The sequence below is a fragment of the Streptomyces sp. NRRL WC-3742 genome (assembly GCF_000720635.1).
GTDB lineage: Bacteria > Actinomycetota > Actinomycetes > Streptomycetales > Streptomycetaceae > Kitasatospora.
On record NZ_JOCF01000075.1, the window covers coordinates 1 to 16,988 of the forward strand.

Here is a 16,988-nt window from a genome sequence, read left to right on the forward strand (position 1 = left end):
CCGGAAGCTAAGCCTCGTAGCGCCGATGGTACTGCAGGGGGGACCCTGTGGGAGAGTAGGACGCCGCCGAACAATCATTGTGAAGAACCCCCATCCGGAATCCGGATGGGGGTTCTTTGCGTTTCCCGAGGGTTCGTGTCTCCGGGGCGCCCGAAAAAATCTTGGCCGGTCGTGTCGAGAACCCGTGGCCGGCTCCGTCCCAGGGGTGAGCGCGGCCACAATGGGTCGCACGAGCTCCGAAGGAGAAGCACGATGGCCAAGTACCTGCTGCTCAAGCACTACCGAGGCGCCCCGGCTGCGGTCAACTGCGCGCCGATGGACCAGTGGACGCCGGAGGAGGTCACGGCGCACATCAAGTACATGCAGGACTTCGCGGCCCGGCTGGAGCAGACCGGCGAGTTCGTCGACGGTCAGGCGGTCGCGCCCGAGGGGACGTGGGTCCGGTACGACGGCGAGGGTCGTCCGCCGGTCACCGACGGTCCGTTCGCCGAGACCAAGGACCTCATCGCGGGCTGGATGGTGATCGACGTCGACAGCTACGAGCGCGCCGTCGAACTGGCCGGGGAGCTGTCGGCCGCCCCGGGGGCCGGTGGCAAGCCGATCCACGAGTGGCTGGAGCTGCGGCCGTTCCTGGCCATGCCGCCGACCATCACGGAGTGACCTCCCCGATGAACGAGGCCCTGATCCGGAGCCTCACCCCGAGTGTGCTGGGTGTCCTCGTCCGCCGCGGAGCCGACTTCGCGGCGGCCGAGGACGCCATGCAGGAGGCGCTGGTCGAGGCGGTCCGCGTCTGGGGGAGCGATCCGCCACGGGATCCGAAGGGCTGGCTGGTCACCGTCGCCTGGCGGAAGTTCCTCGACGCGACCAGGGCGGACAGCGCCCGGCGCATCCGGGAGGACACAGTCGACCAGGAGCCGGCGCCCGGCCCGGCGGCTTCGGTGGACGACACCCTGCAGCTCTACTTCCTGTGCGCCCACCCGTCGTTGACGCCGTCGTCCGCGGTCGCGCTCACCCTGCGAGCGCTCGGCGGGCTGACCACCCGGCAGATCGCCCGGGCCTACCTGGTGCCCGAGGCGACCATGGCGCAGCGGATCAGCCGGGCCAAGCGGACCGTCTCGGCGGTCCGCCTCGATCAGCCGGGCGACGTCGCCACCGTGCTGCGGGTGCTCTACCTGGTGTTCAACGAGGGCTACTCCGGGGACGTCGACCTCGCCGCCGAGGCGATCCGGCTGACCCGGCAGCTGGCGGCGGCGATCGACCACCCCGAGGTGGCGGGGCTGTTGGCACTGATGCTGCTGCACCACGCCCGGCGGGCCGGCCGGACCGGGCCCGACGGCAGCCTGGTGCCGCTCGCGGAGCAGGACCGGCGTCGCTGGGACACCGGGCTGATCGCGGAGGGCGTCGGGGTCCTGCAGGCGGCCCTGGCCCGGGACCGGCTGGGCGAGTTCCAGGCCCAGGCGGCCATCGCGGCGCTGCACGCCGACGCGCCCACCGCAGGGGAGACCGACTGGGTGCAGATCGTCGAGTGGTACGACGAGTTGGTGCGGCTGACGGACAGTCCGGTGGTGCGGCTGAACCGCGCGGTGGCGGTCGGTGAGGCGGACGGGCCGCGGGCCGGCCTGGCGGCACTGGGGGAACTGGACGAGGCGCTGCCCCGGTACGCGGCCGCCGCGGCGTACCTCCACGAGCGTGACGGGGACTTGGCGGTGGCGGCCCGGCTGTACGCCGAGGCGGCCCGCCGGGCGTCCAACCTTGCCGAGCGCGACCATCTGACGCGCCAGGCGGCCCGGCTCAACGCCCGCCGTGACGCCTGATCCGGAGGCAGCCGGGCGAAGCCGGTTCGGAGACGGCCCGGCTCAGAGCCGACCGGCGGCCTTGAGCGCCAGGTAGGCGTCCGCGAGTGCCGGGGCGATCTGGGCGGGCGGGGCGTCGAGGACGGTGACGCCGTGGCGGGAGAGCCGGTCGGCGGTGGCGCGGCGGTCGGCGCGGGTCTGTTCGGCGGCGGCGGCGCCGTAGACGGCCTCGAGGGTGCCGCGGCCGGCGGCCATGACGTCCAGCTGGGGGTCGGCGACGGAGGCGATGACGACCTCGTGGCGCTTGGTCAGCAGCGGCAGCAGGGGCCGCAGGCCGTCCTCGACGGGGGCGGCGTCGAGGCCCGTGAGCAGGACGACCAGCGAGCGGTGCGGCGCCATCTTGAGCGAGGTGGAGACGAGCGAGCGCATGTCGGTCTCGTGGAGGGCGGGTTCCAGCAGGGCCATCGCGTTGGTGAAGGCGGGCAGGATCTCGCCGGGGGAGGTGCCGGCGACGGAGATGCGCTTGCGGGTGTCGTGGGCGAGCAGGTCGACGCGGTCGCCGGCGCGGGTGGCGAGGGCGGCGAGCAGCAGGGCGGCGTCGAGGGCGGCGTCGAGGCGGGGGGCGTCGCCGACGCGGCCGGCGGAGGTGCGGCCGGTGTCGAGGACGATGAGGATGTGCCGGTCGCGTTCGGGGCGCCAGGTGCGGACGGCGACGGTGTTGCGGCGGGCGCTGGCGCGCCAGTCGATGGAGCGGACGTCGTCGCCGGGCAGGTACTCGCGCAGGGAGTCGAACTCGGTGCCCTGGCCGCGGGTCAGCAGCGAGGTGCGGCCGTCGAGTTCGCGCAGCCGGGCGAGCCGGGAGGGCAGGTGCTTGCGGCTCGTGAAGGGCGGCAGCGCGCGGACCGTCCAGGGCAGGAGGTGGGAGCCCTGGCGGCCTGCGAGGCCGAGGGGGCCGAGGGAGCGGATCGTCACCTTCTGGGCGTGGTGGTCGCCGCGGCGGGTCGGGGTGAGGAGGGTGATCGCCCGGCGCCGTTCTCCGCCGGGGACGTCCAGGGTGTGCCGGGAGTTGGCGCGGTCGGTGCCGGGCCGCCAGGCGGAGGGGGCCCAGGCGTCGCGGACGCGGCCGCGCAGCAGGCGCCCGGAGGGGTTGGTGACGGTCAGTTCGACCGAGGCGGGTTCACCGAGGCGGACGGCGGTGTCGCCGCCGCGCCCGAGCCGCAGGGTGCGGACGGGCGCGGCGAGCACCAGGTCGACGATGACGCCGATCAGTACCGCGCCGGTGACGAGGCCGATCCCGGTCCAGGACGGCAGGAGCAGGCCCACGACGAGCGCGCCGAGCGCGGCGAGCAGGGCGGTTCGCCCGGTGAGGGCCATGCGGGTGCGCTCCTTTTGGACTCAGGCAGGGACTCAGGAAGGGACTCGGTGAGGGACCCAGGAAGGGGAGGGGATCAACCGGCCGGGGAGGTCAGCGGGGCGCCGGCGTCTGCGCGAGGACGGCCTGGATGACGGAGTCGGCGGTGACGCCTTCCATCTCGGCCTCGGCGCGCAGCGCGACGCGGTGGCGCAGGGTGGGCAGGGCGAGCGCCTTGACGTCGTCCGGGGTGACGTAGTCGCGGCCGGCGAGCCAGGCCCAGGCGCGCGAGGCGGCGAGCAGGGCGGTGGCGCCGCGCGGGGAGACGCCGATGGACAGCGACGGGGACTGACGGGTGGCCCGGCAGAGGTCGACGATGTAGGCGAGGACCTCGGGGGCGACGGTCAGCTTGGAGACCTGCGCGCGGGCGGCGGCCAGGTGCTCGGGCCCGGCGACGGGGCGCACGCCGGCGGCGTCGAGGTCGCGGGGGTCGAAGCCGGAGGCGTGCCGGGCGAGGACCTGGAACTCCTGGTCGCGGTCGGGCAGCGGCAGGATCAGCTTGAGCAGGAAGCGGTCCAGCTGGGCCTCGGGCAGCGGGTAGGTGCCCTCGTACTCGACCGGGTTCTGTGTCGCGGCGACGAGGAAGGGGAGGGGCAGGGCGCGCGGCTCGCCGTCCACGGTGACCTGCCGCTCCTCCATGGCCTCCAGCAGGGCGGCCTGGGTCTTGGGCGGGGTGCGGTTGATCTCGTCGGCCAGCAGCAGGTTGGTGAAGACCGGGCCGGGCTGGAAGGAGAACTCGGCGGTGCGGGCGTCGTAGACGAGCGAGCCGGTGACGTCGCCGGGCATCAGGTCGGGGGTGAACTGGATGCGCTTGGTCTCCAGGCTGAGCGCCTTGGAGAGGGTGCGGACCATCAGCGTCTTGGCGACGCCGGGGACGCCCTCGAGCAGCACGTGGCCGCCGCAGAGCAGGGCGACGACGAGGCCCGTGACGGCGGCGTCCTGGCCGACGACGGCCTTGCCGATCTCGGCGCGCAGGGCGGTGAGCGCGGCGCGCGGGTCGTCGGCCGTGCCGGGGGCGGTGGGAGCGGCGGGAGCGGCGGCGGTGTCCGTGCCGGGGACGGAGCGGAGCTGGGCGGTTGCCTGGTCGGTCACGGGTTCCGTACCTGCCTTTCGAGGGCGTCGAGGTCGTCGGCGAGTCGCAGCAGTGCGGCGTCGTCGATGGGGGGCGGGCCGTACAGCAGGGCCCGGACGTCCCCGGGGGGCTGCTCGGGGCGGCGGTCGCTGATCGCCGCGCAGAGTGCGTCGGGGTCGGGTGCCCCGGCCCGGAGCGGGACGCCGAGGGCGGGGGCGAGGCGGTGGGCGGCGGCGCGGCGCAGGGCTTCGGCGGCGCGGCCGTGGGCCTTGGCGCGCCGGTAGAGCCGGGCGCGGCCTTCGGTGGTCTCGGCGGCGCGGACGACCACGGGCAGGTCCTCGCTGACGACGGGCCCGAGGCGGCGGCCGCGCCAGAGGGCGGCCAGGAGGGCGGCGACGAAGAGCTGGAGGAAGGCCCAGTTCCAGCCCTTGGGGAAGTAGTCGGTGAGGGTCTTGTCGTGGGTGCCCGCGGGGGCCGGGAGGCTGTAGTCGGGCAGGTGCCAGGCGAGGTTGGGCTGGGAGCCGAGCAGGCCGAGGGCGAGCGAGGCGTTGCCGACGACGGGGAGTTCGCCGTTCTGCAGGAGGACGCCGCTGCCGAGGACGATCACGTCGCGGTCGCCGTTGTCGAGCGGGAGGCGGACGAGGGCGTAGCCGTAGCCGCGCTTGTAGCAGCCCTCGCCGCGGCTGCCGCTGGTGTAGAGCATGCCGCCCATCTCGGCGTCGCCGGCGCGGACGGCCTCCGGCAGGTTGCACCGGGGGGTGCTGTCGGCGACCCGGGCGTAGGCGAGGTCGCCGCGCTCGTCGGACATCCGGATGCCGGGGGCCAGGATGTCGAGGGCCGCGGCGCCGGGGGCGATGAGCACCAGCCGGGTGTGCCCGGCCGCGGCGATGGAGTGCAGCTGGGCGGGCGGGACGAGGTCGGGCTGGGGCAGGACGAGGGTGTCCTTGCCGCCCGTGACGGTGATGGGCTCGGTGGTGGTGGAGACCTTCACGCCCTGCTGTTCGAGCACCGCGTACGCGGCGTGGGCGCCGTCGCGTTCGTAGGAGCGCGGGTCGATCTGCGGGTACTGGCGGTCGTCGCCGATGGAGACGACGGTGACGGCGCCGACCAGGACGACGGCGAGGAAGGCCAGGTACCAGCGGGCGCGGCGCAGCAGGGCGCGTCCGGTGAGGGTGAGGCTGGTCGGGGCGGGGCCGGTGGGCCGCTCGGCGTCCGGGGCCGGGGCGGGGGCGGTGGTCGTCATGCGGCCTCTCCCGCGGTGGTGGCGTGGGTCGGCCGGGTCCGTTCCAGCTTCCGGTCGAGGTCGTGCAGGAGCTCGTACGCGGCCCGGTCGGCGGTGCGGTCGCCGTAGGCGACGTCGTCGAAGGTGCGGGCGGCGGCGGTGAGGGCCTCGGCGTGTTCGGGCAGGGAGCGGCCGGCTTCGGCGGCGGCCTCGTCGGCGGTGCGGCCGGGGCGGCCGTCGAGGAGGGTGCGCTCCTCCAGGGAGCGGACGAGGGCGCGCATCTGCTCGAGGACGGCTTCGTCCCAGCGGCCGGCGGCGGCGTGGGCGGCGGCCTCGGCGCGGTGCTGGTCGGCGGTGCGGGGGCCTTCGGCGCCGAAGACCTCGGGGGTGGTGCGGGCGGCCCGGCCGGGGGCGCCGAGGCGCCACCAGAGCGCGGCGCCGATCAGCAGGGCGACGATCACGAAGAACACCAGGCCCGTGGTTCCGGAGGCGCCGCCGCTGCTGCCGATGCTGTCGAGGGCGCTGGTGATGTGGTCGTTGATCCAGTCCAGGGCCCGTTCGACGACCGACGGGTCGTTCTGGTGGTACTTCGCGTTGAGCAGTTCCTCGCGGGCGGCGTCGCGTGCCGGATCGCGCGGGAGCGTGACCGGTGCGCCGCTCGCCAGGAGCAGCCCGTCCCCCCAGGTGGCCATCCGGCTCAGACTCCCGTGGGGGGCTGGTCGCCCCAGCCGGTGCCGCCGTACTCGGGCAGGCCGGCGGCGCGGGCGAGTTCGATGTCCAGGGCTTCGCGGCGGATGCGCTGGTCGACGTAGATCAGGACGCCGAGGGTGCCCAGGAACGGGATGGTGAGGGTGGAGGAGATGATCCCGGAGATGGCGCTGATGACCAGGACCGCGGTGCTCTGGTTGACCGTGCCGTCGAAGGACATCTGGCGGTGCAGGTCGAGGAAGCCGAGGGCCATGCCGGCGACGGTGAACGGCATCGCGATGATCATGGCGAAGACCAGCGACATCACGTAGGCGAGCAGGCTGATGCCCAGGACGCGCCACCAGGAGCCGCGCACCAGGCGGGCGGAGCGGGAGAGGGCGGCCGAGACGCCCTGCTTCTCCAGCATCAGCGCCGGGGCGGCCAGGCTGTAGCGGACCCAGAGCCACAGGGCGACGGGCGCGGAGGCGAGGCCGAGCAGGAAGAGCAGGGCGGTGACGCCGCCCGAGCCCTCGTACAGGGCCAGGGGCAGGAAGCCGAGGACGAGCACGCCGCCGGACATCAGGGTGGTGAGCAGGGTGACGCCGATCAGCTGCGGGAGCCGGGGGCGGGCCTCGCGCCAGGCGTCCCCGACGGTCACCGGGCGGCCGAGGACGGCGCGGCTGACGACGATGGTGAGCAGCGCGGTGGCGAGCGCGTTGAGCAGCACCGCCAGCGGGATGCTCGCGGCGAACTGCGCCATCTGCGTGCCGCTGCCGGTCTTGCCGTCGATCAGCAGTCGGACGCCGACGCGCCCGGCCTGCTCGATCACGGCGATGCCGAGGGCGAGGGACAGGGTGGTGCGCCAGTGCCGGCGGACGGTGGTGACGGCGCCGTCGAGCAGTTCGCCGACGCCGAGCGGGCGCAGCGGGATGACGCCGGGCCGGGGGCTGTGCTGCTCCTGGCCGTACGGGCCGTGGCCGCCGGGCTGTCCCCAGCCGGGCCGGCCGTACGGGGCCTGCTGTCCGTGCTGGGCGTTCCAGCCGGGGGCCTGCGGGGTGGTCTGGGGCGGCGCCGACGGCCCGGGCACGGTTGCGGGTGCGTCGGCCGTGGGCCGGACGCCGTCGCGGGGCGGCTCGGACGAGCCGGGCGAGGCCCAGCCCGGGGTGTCGGTCATCACTGCTCCTCGGAGGGGCTGTTCGGGTGCGCTCGTGGGCGGTGTTCCGCCCGCGCGCAGCGCCCATCGTGCCATGGGGCTGTGACGGGCCCCACGGGTATCCGGCCCGATGATCGTCTCGGCGGGCTCGGAGGACCTCGCGGAGCGGGCGGCGGGCTGTTCGAAGGCGTCCCGACCGGGTGGAATCGCCCGGTATGGCCGAAATCCGCGGGCCTCGGAGTTGGCCGTTGTGGAGCAATGGCACTGCTGTGCGGCAGGTCACAATCCGGTAATGAGAAGATGGACGCATGAAGGGACGCGTCCTCGTCGTAGATGACGACTCCGCACTGGCCGAGATGCTCGGCATCGTGTTGCGTGGTGAGGGTTTTGAGCCGTTTTTCGTCGCGGATGGGGACAGGGCGCTAGCGGCGTTCCGGGAGACCAAGCCCGATCTGGTCCTGCTCGACCTGATGCTGCCCGGTCGGGACGGCATCGACGTGTGCCGCCAGATCCGGGCGGAGTCCGGTATTCCGATCGTCATGCTGACCGCGAAGACCGACACGGTCGATGTCGTGGTGGGCCTGGAGTCCGGTGCGGACGACTACGTCACCAAGCCGTTCAAGCCCAAGGAACTGGTGGCGCGGGTGCGGGCCCGGCTGCGCCGCGCCGAGGAGCCGACGCCGGAGCAGCTGACCATCGGCGATCTGGTGATCGACGTGGCCGGCCACTCGGTCAAGCGCGACGGCCGGGGCATCCCGCTGACGCCGCTGGAGTTCGACCTGCTGGTCGCCCTCGCCCGCAAGCCCTGGCAGGTGTTCACCCGCGAGGTGCTGCTGGAGCAGGTCTGGGGCTACCGGCACGCCGCCGACACCCGGCTGGTCAACGTGCACGTCCAGCGCCTGCGCTCCAAGATCGAGAAGGACCCGGAGCGCCCCGAGATCGTCGTGACCGTGCGTGGCGTCGGCTACAAGGCCGGGCCCAGCTGACGTGACGGACCTGGCTGACGACACCCCGTCGGGTTCCTCGACCGACGGGGCGGTGCGCGGGGACGTGCTCAGTTCGACCACCCGGCGGCGAGGGCCGCGCGGGGTGTTCGGGCTGCTCAGCCGTCAGCTGCGCCGCCCGGTGCGCCGGGCCTCGGCGCTGTACCGCCGCTCGATCCAGCTGCGCGTGGTCGCCGTCTCGCTGCTGCTGTCGATCGCGGTGGTCCTGGTGCTCGGCGTGGTCGTCGTGGCGCAGGTGCGCAACGGCCTGCTCGACACCAAGATGGGCGCCGCCCGGGAGCAGGCCAGGATCGGCTTCCAGGCCGAGGCCAAGAAGATCGACGAGGCCAAGGACCAGAAGCTGCGCGGCACCGCCGACCAGACGGTCGAGGACACCGGCACCTGGCTGCTGCGCAGGGTCAACGACCTGGCCGCGAGCGGGCAGACGGTGTACTCGGTGATCGCGATGGCCCCGGGCAGCGGCGCCGTCCTGCCGGACACCGGCTTCGCGCCCCGCTACACCGGCGACATCCTGCCCTCCAGCGTCCCGGACACCCTGCGCGACCGGGTGCGCCTGGAGCCGGGCCAGATGTTCGACCAGCCGACCCGGATCCACCGCGCGGGCGGCAGCACCGAGCCGGGCCTCGCCCTGGGCATGCAGTTCTACGGGCCCTCCGGCGCCAGCTACCAGATGTTCTACGTCTTCTCCTTCGGCCAGGAGACCGACACCCTCAACCTGATCATGGGCACCCTGGCGACCGCCGGCGTGTTCGTGGTGATCCTCATGGGCGGGATCGCCTGGGTCGTGGTGCGCCAGGTCGTCACCCCGGTGCGGATGGCCGCCGGCATCTCCGAGCGCCTCGCGGACGGGCACCTGGAGGAGCGGATGAAGGTGACCGGGACGGACGACATCGCCCGCCTCGGCGAGTCCTTCAACCGGATGGCCAACGCCCTCCAGGCGCAGATCCGCCAGCTGGAGGAGCTCTCCCGGGTGCAGCGGCGCTTCGTCTCGGACGTCTCGCACGAGCTGCGCACCCCGCTGACCACCGTGCGGATGGCCGCCGACCTCATCTACGACAGCCGCGAGGACCTCGACCCGATGGCGGCCCGCTCGGCGGAGCTGCTCCAGGGCCAGCTGGACCGCTTCGAGTCGCTGCTCGCCGACCTGCTCGAGATCAGCCGCTTCGACGCCGGCGCCGCGATCCTGGACGCCGAGCCCGTCGACCTGCGCGAGATCGTCACCCGGGTCGTCGAGTCCGCCGAGCCGCTCGCCGAGGCCAAGGGCAGCGCCGTGGTGATCCGCGGCGACGGCGAGCCGGTGCTGGCCGAGGTGGACTCCCGTCGGATCGAGCGCATCCTGCGCAACCTGGTGGTCAACGCGCTGGAGCACGGCGAGGGCCGCGACGTGGTCGTCCGGCTGGGCTCGCAGGACGGCGCGGTCGCTGTCGGCGTGCGCGACTACGGCATCGGCCTCAAGCCGGGCGAGGCGTCCCGGGTGTTCCACCGCTTCTGGCGGGCCGACCCGTCCCGGGTGCGGACCACCGGCGGCACGGGCCTGGGCCTGTCCATCGCCGTCGAGGACGCGCACCTGCACGGCGGCTGGCTCCAGGCGTGGGGCGAGCCCGGCGGCGGCTCGCACTTCCGGCTGACCCTGCCCCGCACCCGCGGCGGCGAGATCAGCCGGGCGCCGTTCCGCCTGGAGCCGGAGGACTCCCGCAACAACCGGGGCCTCGGCACGTACGGCGCGCCCTACCGGCGGGCCATCGCCCCGGCCGGCGCGACCGCGCTGACCGTGGCCGAGGAGCAGGCCGACACGCCCGAGGGCAACGGCGGCGGGCTCGGCAGCGGGCTCGGCGGGGTGCTGGACATCGGCCCCGGCCTGGGCCGGCAACGGATGCCGGAGGGTCCGCGCACGGACCCCTCGGACGTACGGACGGCAGGGGCCGGGTACGGTGCCACCGGCGCCCAGGTCATGGTGGACCCGACGCCGGGACGGCCGTCGGTGGCACAGCGGACGGCGGAGCCGGACGTGACGGGTGGGATTGACCTGGAGGGGTCGCAACGTGCGAAGGACGAGCTGGACTGAGTCGCGGGTGGCGGCCACGGCCGGCACGGTGCTCGTCGCCCTGCTGGCGGGCGGCTGCGCGGCCATGCCCGACTCCGGCGGCATCTCCAGGGTCGAGCTCTCCCAGGGCTCGGCCGACAAGAACCTGCTGCAGGCCAGGGTCTACCCGCTGGGCCCCGCCAAGGGCGCCAAGCCGCGCGACCTGCTGACCGGGTTCCTGGACGCGGTCACCGCCGACGAGGGCTACGACGTCGCCCGGCAGTACCTGACCGAGAGCGCCGCCGCCGGCTGGAACCCGGACGCCGGGATCCAGGTCGCCGACAACCTGGACGCCCCGCTCACGCAGGCCGTCACGGACACCGAGTCGGTCGCCTCGCTGTCCGTGCACGGGACGGAGATCGCCACCGTCGACGCCAAGCACTCGTTCAGGCTCAGCGACGGCCACAAGAGCCTCACCTCGGACTTCACCTTCGTCCGGGGCAAGGACAACGAGTGGCGGATCGACAAGCTCGCGCCCGGCGTGATCATGAACGAGACCAACTTCCGCAACAGCTACCGCCAGGTCGACCGCTACTTCTACGCCGCCCCCGACCCGTCCGCCTTCGTCGCCGGCGGCGCCAAGGAGGTGCTGATCGCCGACCCGATCTACCTGCGGCGCCGGACGGACCCGCTGACCGCCGCCGCCAAGGCGCTGGTCGTCGGCCCCTCGGACTGGCTCGCGCCGGTCGCCCGGACGGAGTTCCCGCGCGAGGTCGGCGGCGTCAAGGTGTCGGTGGACGACAGCCACCTCGCCCATGTGCAGCTCGATGTCGACGCCGGCGACGAGACCTCCTGCCGCCGGATGGCCACCCAGCTCTTCTACACCCTCGCCGACCAGGTCAAGGGTCAGGTCGAGCGGGTGGAGCTCAAGGGCAGGCGCGGCGCCTGCACGACCGGCCGCGCCGACGCTGGCACCCCGGCCGGGGTGTCCAAGTACTACCAGCGCGCCGACAACGGCGTCCTGATGGTCACCGACGACCAGCACAGCGGCGACCCGGTGCCCGGCCCGCTCGGCAAGGCGCAGCCCGGCGGCACGCCGCTGAGCACCGTCGCCGTGGCCCGGGACGGCTCCCGCGCCGCCGCGCTCAGCGGGGACGCCCACCAGCTCTTCTCGGTGCCGCTGGCGGCCGGTGCCACCGCCATGCCCGAGCCGGTGCTCACCTCCGCGGCGAAGGCCGGGGACAAGGACAACGCCCTGGCCTCGCCCAGCTGGGACGGCCGCGGCGACCTGTGGGTGGTGGACCGCGCCCAGTCGGGGCGGGTGGTCATGGTCCGGGGCAACAAGACCTACACCGTGCCGGTGGAGGGGCTGGACGGGCAGAGCGTGCAGGCGCTCAAGATCTCCGCGGACGGCGCCCGCGTCGCCCTGGTCGTCCGCAACACCGGCACGGGCACCCGCTCCCTGCTGTTCGGCCTGGTGATGCACAGCGGCACCACGGAGGCGCCGACCGCGAGGATCGTCGGGCTGCGCCGGGTGGCGCCGCTGCTGACCGACGTCGCCTCGGTGTCCTGGGCGGAGGCCGACCAGCTGCTCGTCCTCGGCAAGGAGGGCGACCGCATCCAGCAGCTGTACTACATCAGCACCGACGGTTCGCAGAGCAGTGACACCCCGCTGCAGAGCGGCCCCGGGTGGCTGGCCATCTCCGCCTCCGAGTCCCGGGGGAGCGTGCTGGCCGCGGCGCAGCCGGTGCTCGCGGTGACGGAGGGCAAGGTCTACCGGCTGGTCAGCAACCAGTGGCGGGAAGTGCAGATGCCGGACAAGGTGAGCTCCTACTTCTACGCGGGCTGACCGGCCGTCACCCCTGCGGGCTGCGCCGGGTGCCCGGACGTGGCCGCGACGGTGGCGGCGGCCCGGGCGGGCAGGCCCGCGTCGGCCAGTGCCCGGGCGGCCTCGGCGAGGCTCGCCCCGGTCGTCACCAGGTCGTCGACCAGCACCGGGTGACGGCCGCTCAGCGCGGCGCGGGCTCGCGGCAGCACGGTGAGCGCGCCGTGCAGGTTGCGGCGCCGCTCGGCCGCGCTGAGCCCGGCCTGGTCGGCGACCGGACGGGCGTGGCGCAGCAGCGAGGAGGCCCGGGCGTCCAGTCCGGAGCGGCGCAGCGAGCGGGCGGCGGCCCCGGCCAGGCGCAGTGTGGAGTCGTGGCCGCGGGCGCGCACCGCGGAGCGGGCCGAGGGCATCGGGACGAGCACCAGCGGCGCCCGTTCGCCCTGCGGCCCGAGCGCCGAGCGCACCGCCCGTCCCAGCGCCTCGCCGAGCGGGGTGGCCAGCCGCAGGGCGCCGCGCTCCTTGTGGGCGAGCAGCAGCTGGCGGACGGGGTCGGTGTAGGGGGCGGCGGCGTGGGCCCAGGGCAGCAGGGTGGGGGCCGGGCGGGCGGTGGCCAGGGTGTGGCGGCAGGACGGGCACAGCTGGGTGCGCTCGGCGCCGCAGCCGGCGCAGTCCGCGGGGAGCAGCACGTCCAGCAGCCCGGCCAGGGCGTGGCCGAGCGGCCCTCGGGCGGGCCACGAGGGGCTGGGCGTAGGAGTGGGGGTGGTGGGCACGGGTGCTCCCGACGGCGGCACGGAGAGTGAGCACAGAATGCGCCGTACGGGGGGTGTTGTCCAGGTATTCACTCATGCTTCACTCGCAGGAGGGTAAACAGGGGGCGCCGGCTTGACCGGCCCGTCCGTGCCTCCGGCCTGTCCTTCCCGTGCCCGGCTGGGGAGGCGAAAAACCCGTGCGAGGTGTTCGATAAGGCTCCAGGGGGTTTCAACCGTCCCTGGTGGGGAGGAAGTGAGGTGAGGGCCAGTCGCTTCCACCGGTTCCGGTGGGGCGGGGGGCCGGCAGTGGACGGGCTGGTCCAGCTGGGTCTCAGCCCGATCCGGTAGCACCCGGATCGGCGTCAGCACGAGGGATCGGAGTTCTGCGTGGACATCGTCGTCAAGGGCCGCAAGACCGAGGTGCCCAAGAGGTTCCGCGAGCACGTGGCCGAGAAGCTGGAGAAGGTCCAGAAGTTCGACGGCAAGGTGATCAGCCTCGACGTCGAGGTGTCCAAGGAGCACAACCCGCGTCAGGCCGACCGGTCCGACCGGGTGGAGATCACTCTCCGTACCCGTGGCCCGGTGATCCGTGCCGAAGCCGCCGCCGCCGACCCGTACGCGGCGCTCGACCTGGCCTCGGCGAAGCTCGACGCGCAGCTGCGCAAGTCCGCCGACCGGCGTCGGGTGCACAAGGGCGGCAACGGCCGCACCCCGATCAGCGTCGCCGAGGCGACCGCGTCCCTGGCCGCCGCGCTGCCGGAACCGGCGGTGTCGGAGGAGACCAACGGGGCCGTGCGCAAGACCATGATGGGATCGCTGGAAGTGGAGGGCGACGGCCCCCTGGTGGTCCGCGAGAAGAGCCACTCGGCCGCTCCGATGGCGCTGGACCAGGCGCTGTACGAGATGGAGCTGGTCGGACACGACTTCTACCTCTTCGTGGAGAAGGACAGCGGCCTGCCGAGCGTCGTCTACCGCCGGCACGGCTACCACTACGGTGTGATCCACGTGCAGCCTGACATGGCGGCCGGTGTGGCCAGCGGTGCGGGCGGCGCGATCGGTCGGTTCGACGACGAGGACTGACCGCCCCGAACGGTGTCGGAGGTGGTGACCCCGGCGGCTGCGGCCGCCGGGGTCACCGGCGTCCCAGGGGCCGGTCACGGCGGGCAGTTTGGCGGCGCGGTGCGCGGGAGGTCACCCGAGCGGGCCGATCGGCGCCGGAGGGTGACCGGGGCCACGGCGGGGCGTGGAATGATTGGCGCACGTCGACCCGCGAAGGGGGAGGAGCGGATGGGGGATCACTTCGGGCTGGGGCCCGCTGCGGGGCCGGTCGCCGGGCTACCGCCGGGGCCGGAGGAAGAGCCCGCGTACGCGCCGCGCCGGGGTGAGCCGATCCGTGTGCTGGTCGTGGACGACCACGCGCTGTTCCGCCGCGGGCTGGAGATCGTGCTCGCCGAGGAGCCGGACATCAAGGTCGTCGGCGAGGCCGGGGACGGGGCCGAGGCCGTACTGAAGGCCGCCGACCTGCTGCCGGACATCATCCTGATGGACGTCCGGATGCCGCGTCGCAGCGGGATCGAGGCGTGCACGGCGATCAAGGACGTGGCGCCGAGCACCAAGATCATCATGCTGACGATAAGCGACGAGGAGGCCGACCTCTACGAGGCGATCAAGGCGGGGGCCACCGGCTACCTGCTCAAGGAGATCTCCACCGACGAGGTCGCCACCGCGATCCGGGCGGTCGCGGACGGGCAGTCGCAGATCAGCCCGTCGATGGCCTCCAAGCTGCTCACCGAGTTCAAGTCGATGATCCAGCGCCGCTCCGACGACCGGGACCTGGTGCCGGCGCCCCGGCTCACCGACCGGGAGCTGGAGGTGCTCAAGCTGGTGGCGACCGGGATGAACAACCGGGAGATCGCCAAGGAGCTGTTCATCAGCGAGAACACCGTGAAGAACCACGTGCGCAACATCCTGGAGAAGCTCCAACTGCACTCCAGGATGGAGGCCGTGGTGTACGCGATGCGGGAGAAGATCCTCGAAATAGGGTGAGGCGGGCCGCCCGGCCCGCCTCGCGGGCGGCCCCGGTCAGTCGGCGAGCAGCTTCTCCAGGGCCGGGCGCAGCCGCTCGTCGTGCAGCGTCTCGGCCCGCACCGCGTCGCAGCCGACCCAGGAGGCGGCCTCGCGCAGGGCCGTGGCCAGCGCCTCCACGTGCCGGGCGCCGCTCGCGTCGCCGCGGCCGTCGACCAGCGAGACCTGACGGGCGACCAGGGTGCGCCCCTCCCGGGCCGGGTCGACCCGGCCGACCAGCCTGCCGCCGGCCAGCAGGGGCATCGCGAAGTAGCCGTGCACCCGCTTGTCCTTGGGCGTGTACGCCTCCAGCCGGTGCGTCATGCCGAAGATCCGCTCGGTGCGGGGGCGGTCCCAGACCAGCGAGTCGAACGGCGAGAGCAGCGTGGTGCGGTGGCGCCCGCGCGGGGCGGTGGCCAGCGCGGCCGGGTCGGCCCAGGCCGGGGCGGTGGCGCCGTCCGGGCCCCAGCCGGCCACCTCGACCGGGACGAGGCCGCTGTCGGCGAGCACCGCGTCCAACTCCTCGGCGCGCAGCCGGTGGTAGTCCTGGAGGTCGGCCCGGGTGGCGACGCCGAGCGCGGCGCCGGCCTGGGCGACCAGGGTGCGCACGCAGTCCGCGTCCCCGGGCTCCTGGCCGAACAGGGCCTCCGGGATGGCCTGTTCGGCCAGGGCGTAGACGCGCTTCCAGCTGCGGCGGTCGGTGCAGACCACGTCGCCGAAGGCCAGCGCCCGTTCGACGGCGATCTTGGTGTCGGACCAGTCCCACCACTCGCTGGTTTTTTTGGCGCCGCCCAGTTCGGTGGAGGTCAACGGGCCCTCGGCGCGCAGCTTGTCGAGCACGTGCCGGTAGGTCTCGGGCGTGACCTGGTGGTTCCACACCCGGCCGCGGTCGCGGTAGCGGCGGCGCCGGAAGGCGAACAGCGGCCACTCCTCGACGGGCAGGATGCAGGCCGCGTGCGACCAGTACTCGAAGCTCGTGCCCGCGCCCCAGTACGCGGCCTCGACGGCCGGGCGGCCGACCGCGCCGAGCCGGGCGTAGGGCACCAGCTCGTGCGAGCGGGCCAGGACGGAGATGGTGTCCAACTGGACGGCGCCCAGGTGCCGCAGCACCCCGCGCACTCCGGAGCGGCGGTCCGGCGCGCCCATCAGGCCCTGGGCCCGCAGGGCGATCCGGCGGGCGTCGTCGGCGGACAGGACGGTCACGGGCGCGGGGGCTGCGGCGGTCATGCCGGGGAGCGTAGCCGGGGGCACCGACAGCGGGCCGGTCAGTCCTCCAGGTCGGCGGGGAGCATCGAGGCGACCCAGGAGTCGTGGAAGACGCCGCGCTGCTCCGCGTACGCGCGCATGGTGCCCTCGAAACGGAAGCCGACCTTCTCGGCCACTGCGCGGGAGCCCTCGTTGCCGACGTAGGCGAGCCACTGCAGGCGGCGCAGGCCGCCCTCGCGCAGGCCGTACTCGGCGACGGCGCGCGCGGCCTCGGTGGTGTAGCCCCGGCCGCGGAACTCCTTCACGGCCCACCAGCCGATCTCGCCGGCGCCCCGGTCGTCGGCGCGCAGCACGATGCCCTGGGCGCCGACCAGGGCGCCGGTGCCGCGCTCGTACACGCCCCAGATCCGGTTGTCCCCGGTGCGCCAGCCGTCGACCGCGAGTTTGCGGACGAAGAACTCGGCGTCCTCGCGCCGGTACGGGACGGGGACGACCGTCCAGTGCTGGATCTCCGTGTCCTGGCAGGCCGCGAAGATCGCGTCGATGTCCTCCTCGCGGGGGGCGCGGAGGACGAGTCGCTCGGTGGTGAGGGTGACGGGCGAGGGGGCGGGTTCGGTGGGGAGTGCTTCCATGAGCGGATTATTTCGCCGAACGGGGAAGACGGTCATCCGGTTATCCGTCCAACTCCTCTCCCCGCCGACCGTTTTGCCCCGGTGAGCGGGGCTATCGGGTCATGTGCTCGCGCGGGTGACACGGGAATAGCGTGCTGACGCACCTCC

General features: G+C 73.9%; 15 protein-coding genes. 7 read left to right on the forward strand and 8 right to left on the reverse strand.

Going from position 1 to position 16,988, the window contains the following annotated elements; genetic code table 11:
- Positions 1-252: 252 nt before the first annotated feature.
- A complete protein-coding gene (locus IH61_RS0132785; protein ID WP_031076581.1) occupies positions 253-660 on the forward strand; it encodes a YciI family protein in 408 nt (135 codons plus the stop codon).
- Positions 661-668: 8 nt separating this feature from the next.
- Entirely contained in the window at positions 669-1,814 is a 1,146-nt protein-coding gene (locus IH61_RS0132790) for an RNA polymerase sigma factor (RefSeq protein ID WP_031076583.1), read from the forward strand.
- A gap of 42 nt (positions 1,815-1,856) precedes the next feature.
- Here the strand turns inward: IH61_RS0132790 and IH61_RS0132795 are convergent, their stop codons facing one another.
- The 5 genes from IH61_RS0132795 to IH61_RS0132815 all read right to left on the reverse strand — a co-directional run bounded on the left by IH61_RS0132795 (position 1,857) and on the right by IH61_RS0132815 (position 7,359).
- Positions 1,857-3,167 (reverse strand): DUF58 domain-containing protein, encoded by a 1,311-nt coding sequence (locus IH61_RS0132795; protein ID WP_031076585.1) that lies wholly within the window; start codon positions 3,165-3,167, stop codon positions 1,857-1,859.
- Positions 3,168-3,258: 91 nt separating this feature from the next.
- Positions 3,259-4,296, reverse strand: coding sequence for an AAA family ATPase (locus tag IH61_RS0132800; protein WP_051838473.1), 1,038 nt, complete (start codon positions 4,294-4,296; stop codon positions 3,259-3,261).
- Positions 4,293-5,519: a DUF4350 domain-containing protein gene (locus IH61_RS0132805; protein ID WP_031076589.1), complete on the reverse strand. Its 1,227-nt coding sequence runs from the start codon at positions 5,517-5,519 to the stop codon at positions 4,293-4,295. The genes IH61_RS0132800 and IH61_RS0132805 overlap by 4 nt, the downstream gene beginning before the upstream one ends.
- Positions 5,516-6,190, reverse strand: coding sequence for a DUF4129 domain-containing protein (locus IH61_RS0132810; protein ID WP_031076591.1), 675 nt, complete (start codon positions 6,188-6,190; stop codon positions 5,516-5,518). The genes IH61_RS0132805 and IH61_RS0132810 overlap by 4 nt, the downstream gene beginning before the upstream one ends.
- Positions 6,191-6,195: 5 nt before the next feature.
- Positions 6,196-7,359: a hypothetical protein gene (locus tag IH61_RS0132815; RefSeq protein ID WP_031076593.1), complete on the reverse strand. Its 1,164-nt coding sequence runs from the start codon at positions 7,357-7,359 to the stop codon at positions 6,196-6,198.
- Positions 7,360-7,646: 287 nt separating this feature from the next.
- On the opposite strand from IH61_RS0132815, the gene mtrA reads away from it, so the two are divergent.
- From mtrA to IH61_RS0132830, 3 genes are read left to right on the forward strand one after another with little or no spacing between them, the layout of a single operon-like run.
- Positions 7,647-8,324, forward strand: coding sequence for an MtrAB system response regulator MtrA (gene mtrA / locus IH61_RS0132820; protein WP_030247322.1), 678 nt, complete (start codon positions 7,647-7,649; stop codon positions 8,322-8,324).
- 1 nt (position 8,325) lies between these two features.
- A complete protein-coding gene (gene mtrB / locus IH61_RS0132825) occupies positions 8,326-10,407 on the forward strand; it encodes an MtrAB system histidine kinase MtrB (protein ID WP_031076595.1) in 2,082 nt (693 codons plus the stop codon).
- Between the two features lie 7 nt (positions 10,408-10,414).
- A complete protein-coding gene (locus IH61_RS0132830; protein WP_031076596.1) occupies positions 10,415-12,214 on the forward strand; it encodes an LpqB family beta-propeller domain-containing protein in 1,800 nt (599 codons plus the stop codon).
- On the opposite strand, the gene IH61_RS0132835 is transcribed toward IH61_RS0132830, so the two are convergent.
- On the reverse strand, positions 12,202-12,960 hold the full coding sequence (locus IH61_RS0132835) for a ComF family protein (RefSeq protein ID WP_107057300.1): 759 nt from the start codon (positions 12,958-12,960) through the stop codon (positions 12,202-12,204). The two genes, IH61_RS0132830 and IH61_RS0132835, sit on opposite strands and share 13 nt — an antisense overlap.
- A gap of 366 nt (positions 12,961-13,326) precedes the next feature.
- Between IH61_RS0132835 and hpf the strand changes: the two genes are divergently transcribed.
- Together hpf and IH61_RS0132845 are read left to right on the forward strand one after the other, a co-directional pair.
- On the forward strand, positions 13,327-14,019 hold the full coding sequence (gene hpf, locus IH61_RS0132840) for a ribosome hibernation-promoting factor, HPF/YfiA family (protein WP_031076600.1): 693 nt from the start codon (positions 13,327-13,329) through the stop codon (positions 14,017-14,019).
- 207 nt (positions 14,020-14,226) lie between these two features.
- On the forward strand, positions 14,227-14,985 hold the full coding sequence (locus tag IH61_RS0132845) for a response regulator (RefSeq protein WP_031076603.1): 759 nt from the start codon (positions 14,227-14,229) through the stop codon (positions 14,983-14,985).
- 36 nt (positions 14,986-15,021) lie between these two features.
- Here the strand turns inward: IH61_RS0132845 and IH61_RS0132850 are convergent, their stop codons facing one another.
- Together IH61_RS0132850 and IH61_RS0132855 are read right to left on the reverse strand one after the other, a co-directional pair.
- Complete coding sequence (locus tag IH61_RS0132850; RefSeq protein WP_031076604.1) at positions 15,022-16,230, reverse strand: winged helix-turn-helix domain-containing protein; 1,209 nt, start codon at positions 16,228-16,230, stop codon at positions 15,022-15,024.
- A 38-nt stretch (positions 16,231-16,268) separates the two neighbouring features.
- On the reverse strand, positions 16,269-16,841 hold the full coding sequence (locus IH61_RS0132855) for a GNAT family N-acetyltransferase (RefSeq protein ID WP_031076607.1): 573 nt from the start codon (positions 16,839-16,841) through the stop codon (positions 16,269-16,271).
- Between the last annotated feature and the right edge of the window lie 147 nt (positions 16,842-16,988).

Excerpts from the sequence above, each read along its gene's own strand:
- IH61_RS0132815 (WP_031076593.1), bottom strand. The coding sequence starts at position 7,359 with ATGACCGACACCCCGGGCTGGGCCTCGCCCGGCTCGTCCGAGCCGCCC.
- IH61_RS0132855 (WP_031076607.1), bottom strand. The coding sequence starts at position 16,841 with ATGGAAGCACTCCCCACCGAACCCGCCCCCTCGCCCGTCACCCTCACC.
- IH61_RS0132785 (WP_031076581.1), top strand. The coding sequence starts at position 253 with ATGGCCAAGTACCTGCTGCTCAAGCACTACCGAGGCGCCCCGGCTGCG.
- IH61_RS0132845 (WP_031076603.1), top strand. The coding sequence starts at position 14,227 with ATGGGGGATCACTTCGGGCTGGGGCCCGCTGCGGGGCCGGTCGCCGGG.
- mtrA (WP_030247322.1), top strand. The coding sequence starts at position 7,647 with ATGAAGGGACGCGTCCTCGTCGTAGATGACGACTCCGCACTGGCCGAG.
- IH61_RS0132790 (WP_031076583.1), top strand. The coding sequence starts at position 669 with ATGAACGAGGCCCTGATCCGGAGCCTCACCCCGAGTGTGCTGGGTGTC.
- IH61_RS0132795 (WP_031076585.1), bottom strand. The coding sequence starts at position 3,167 with ATGGCCCTCACCGGGCGAACCGCCCTGCTCGCCGCGCTCGGCGCGCTC.
- IH61_RS0132850 (WP_031076604.1), bottom strand. The coding sequence starts at position 16,230 with ATGACCGCCGCAGCCCCCGCGCCCGTGACCGTCCTGTCCGCCGACGAC.
- IH61_RS0132810 (WP_031076591.1), bottom strand. The coding sequence starts at position 6,190 with ATGGCCACCTGGGGGGACGGGCTGCTCCTGGCGAGCGGCGCACCGGTC.
- IH61_RS0132805 (WP_031076589.1), bottom strand. The coding sequence starts at position 5,519 with ATGACGACCACCGCCCCCGCCCCGGCCCCGGACGCCGAGCGGCCCACC.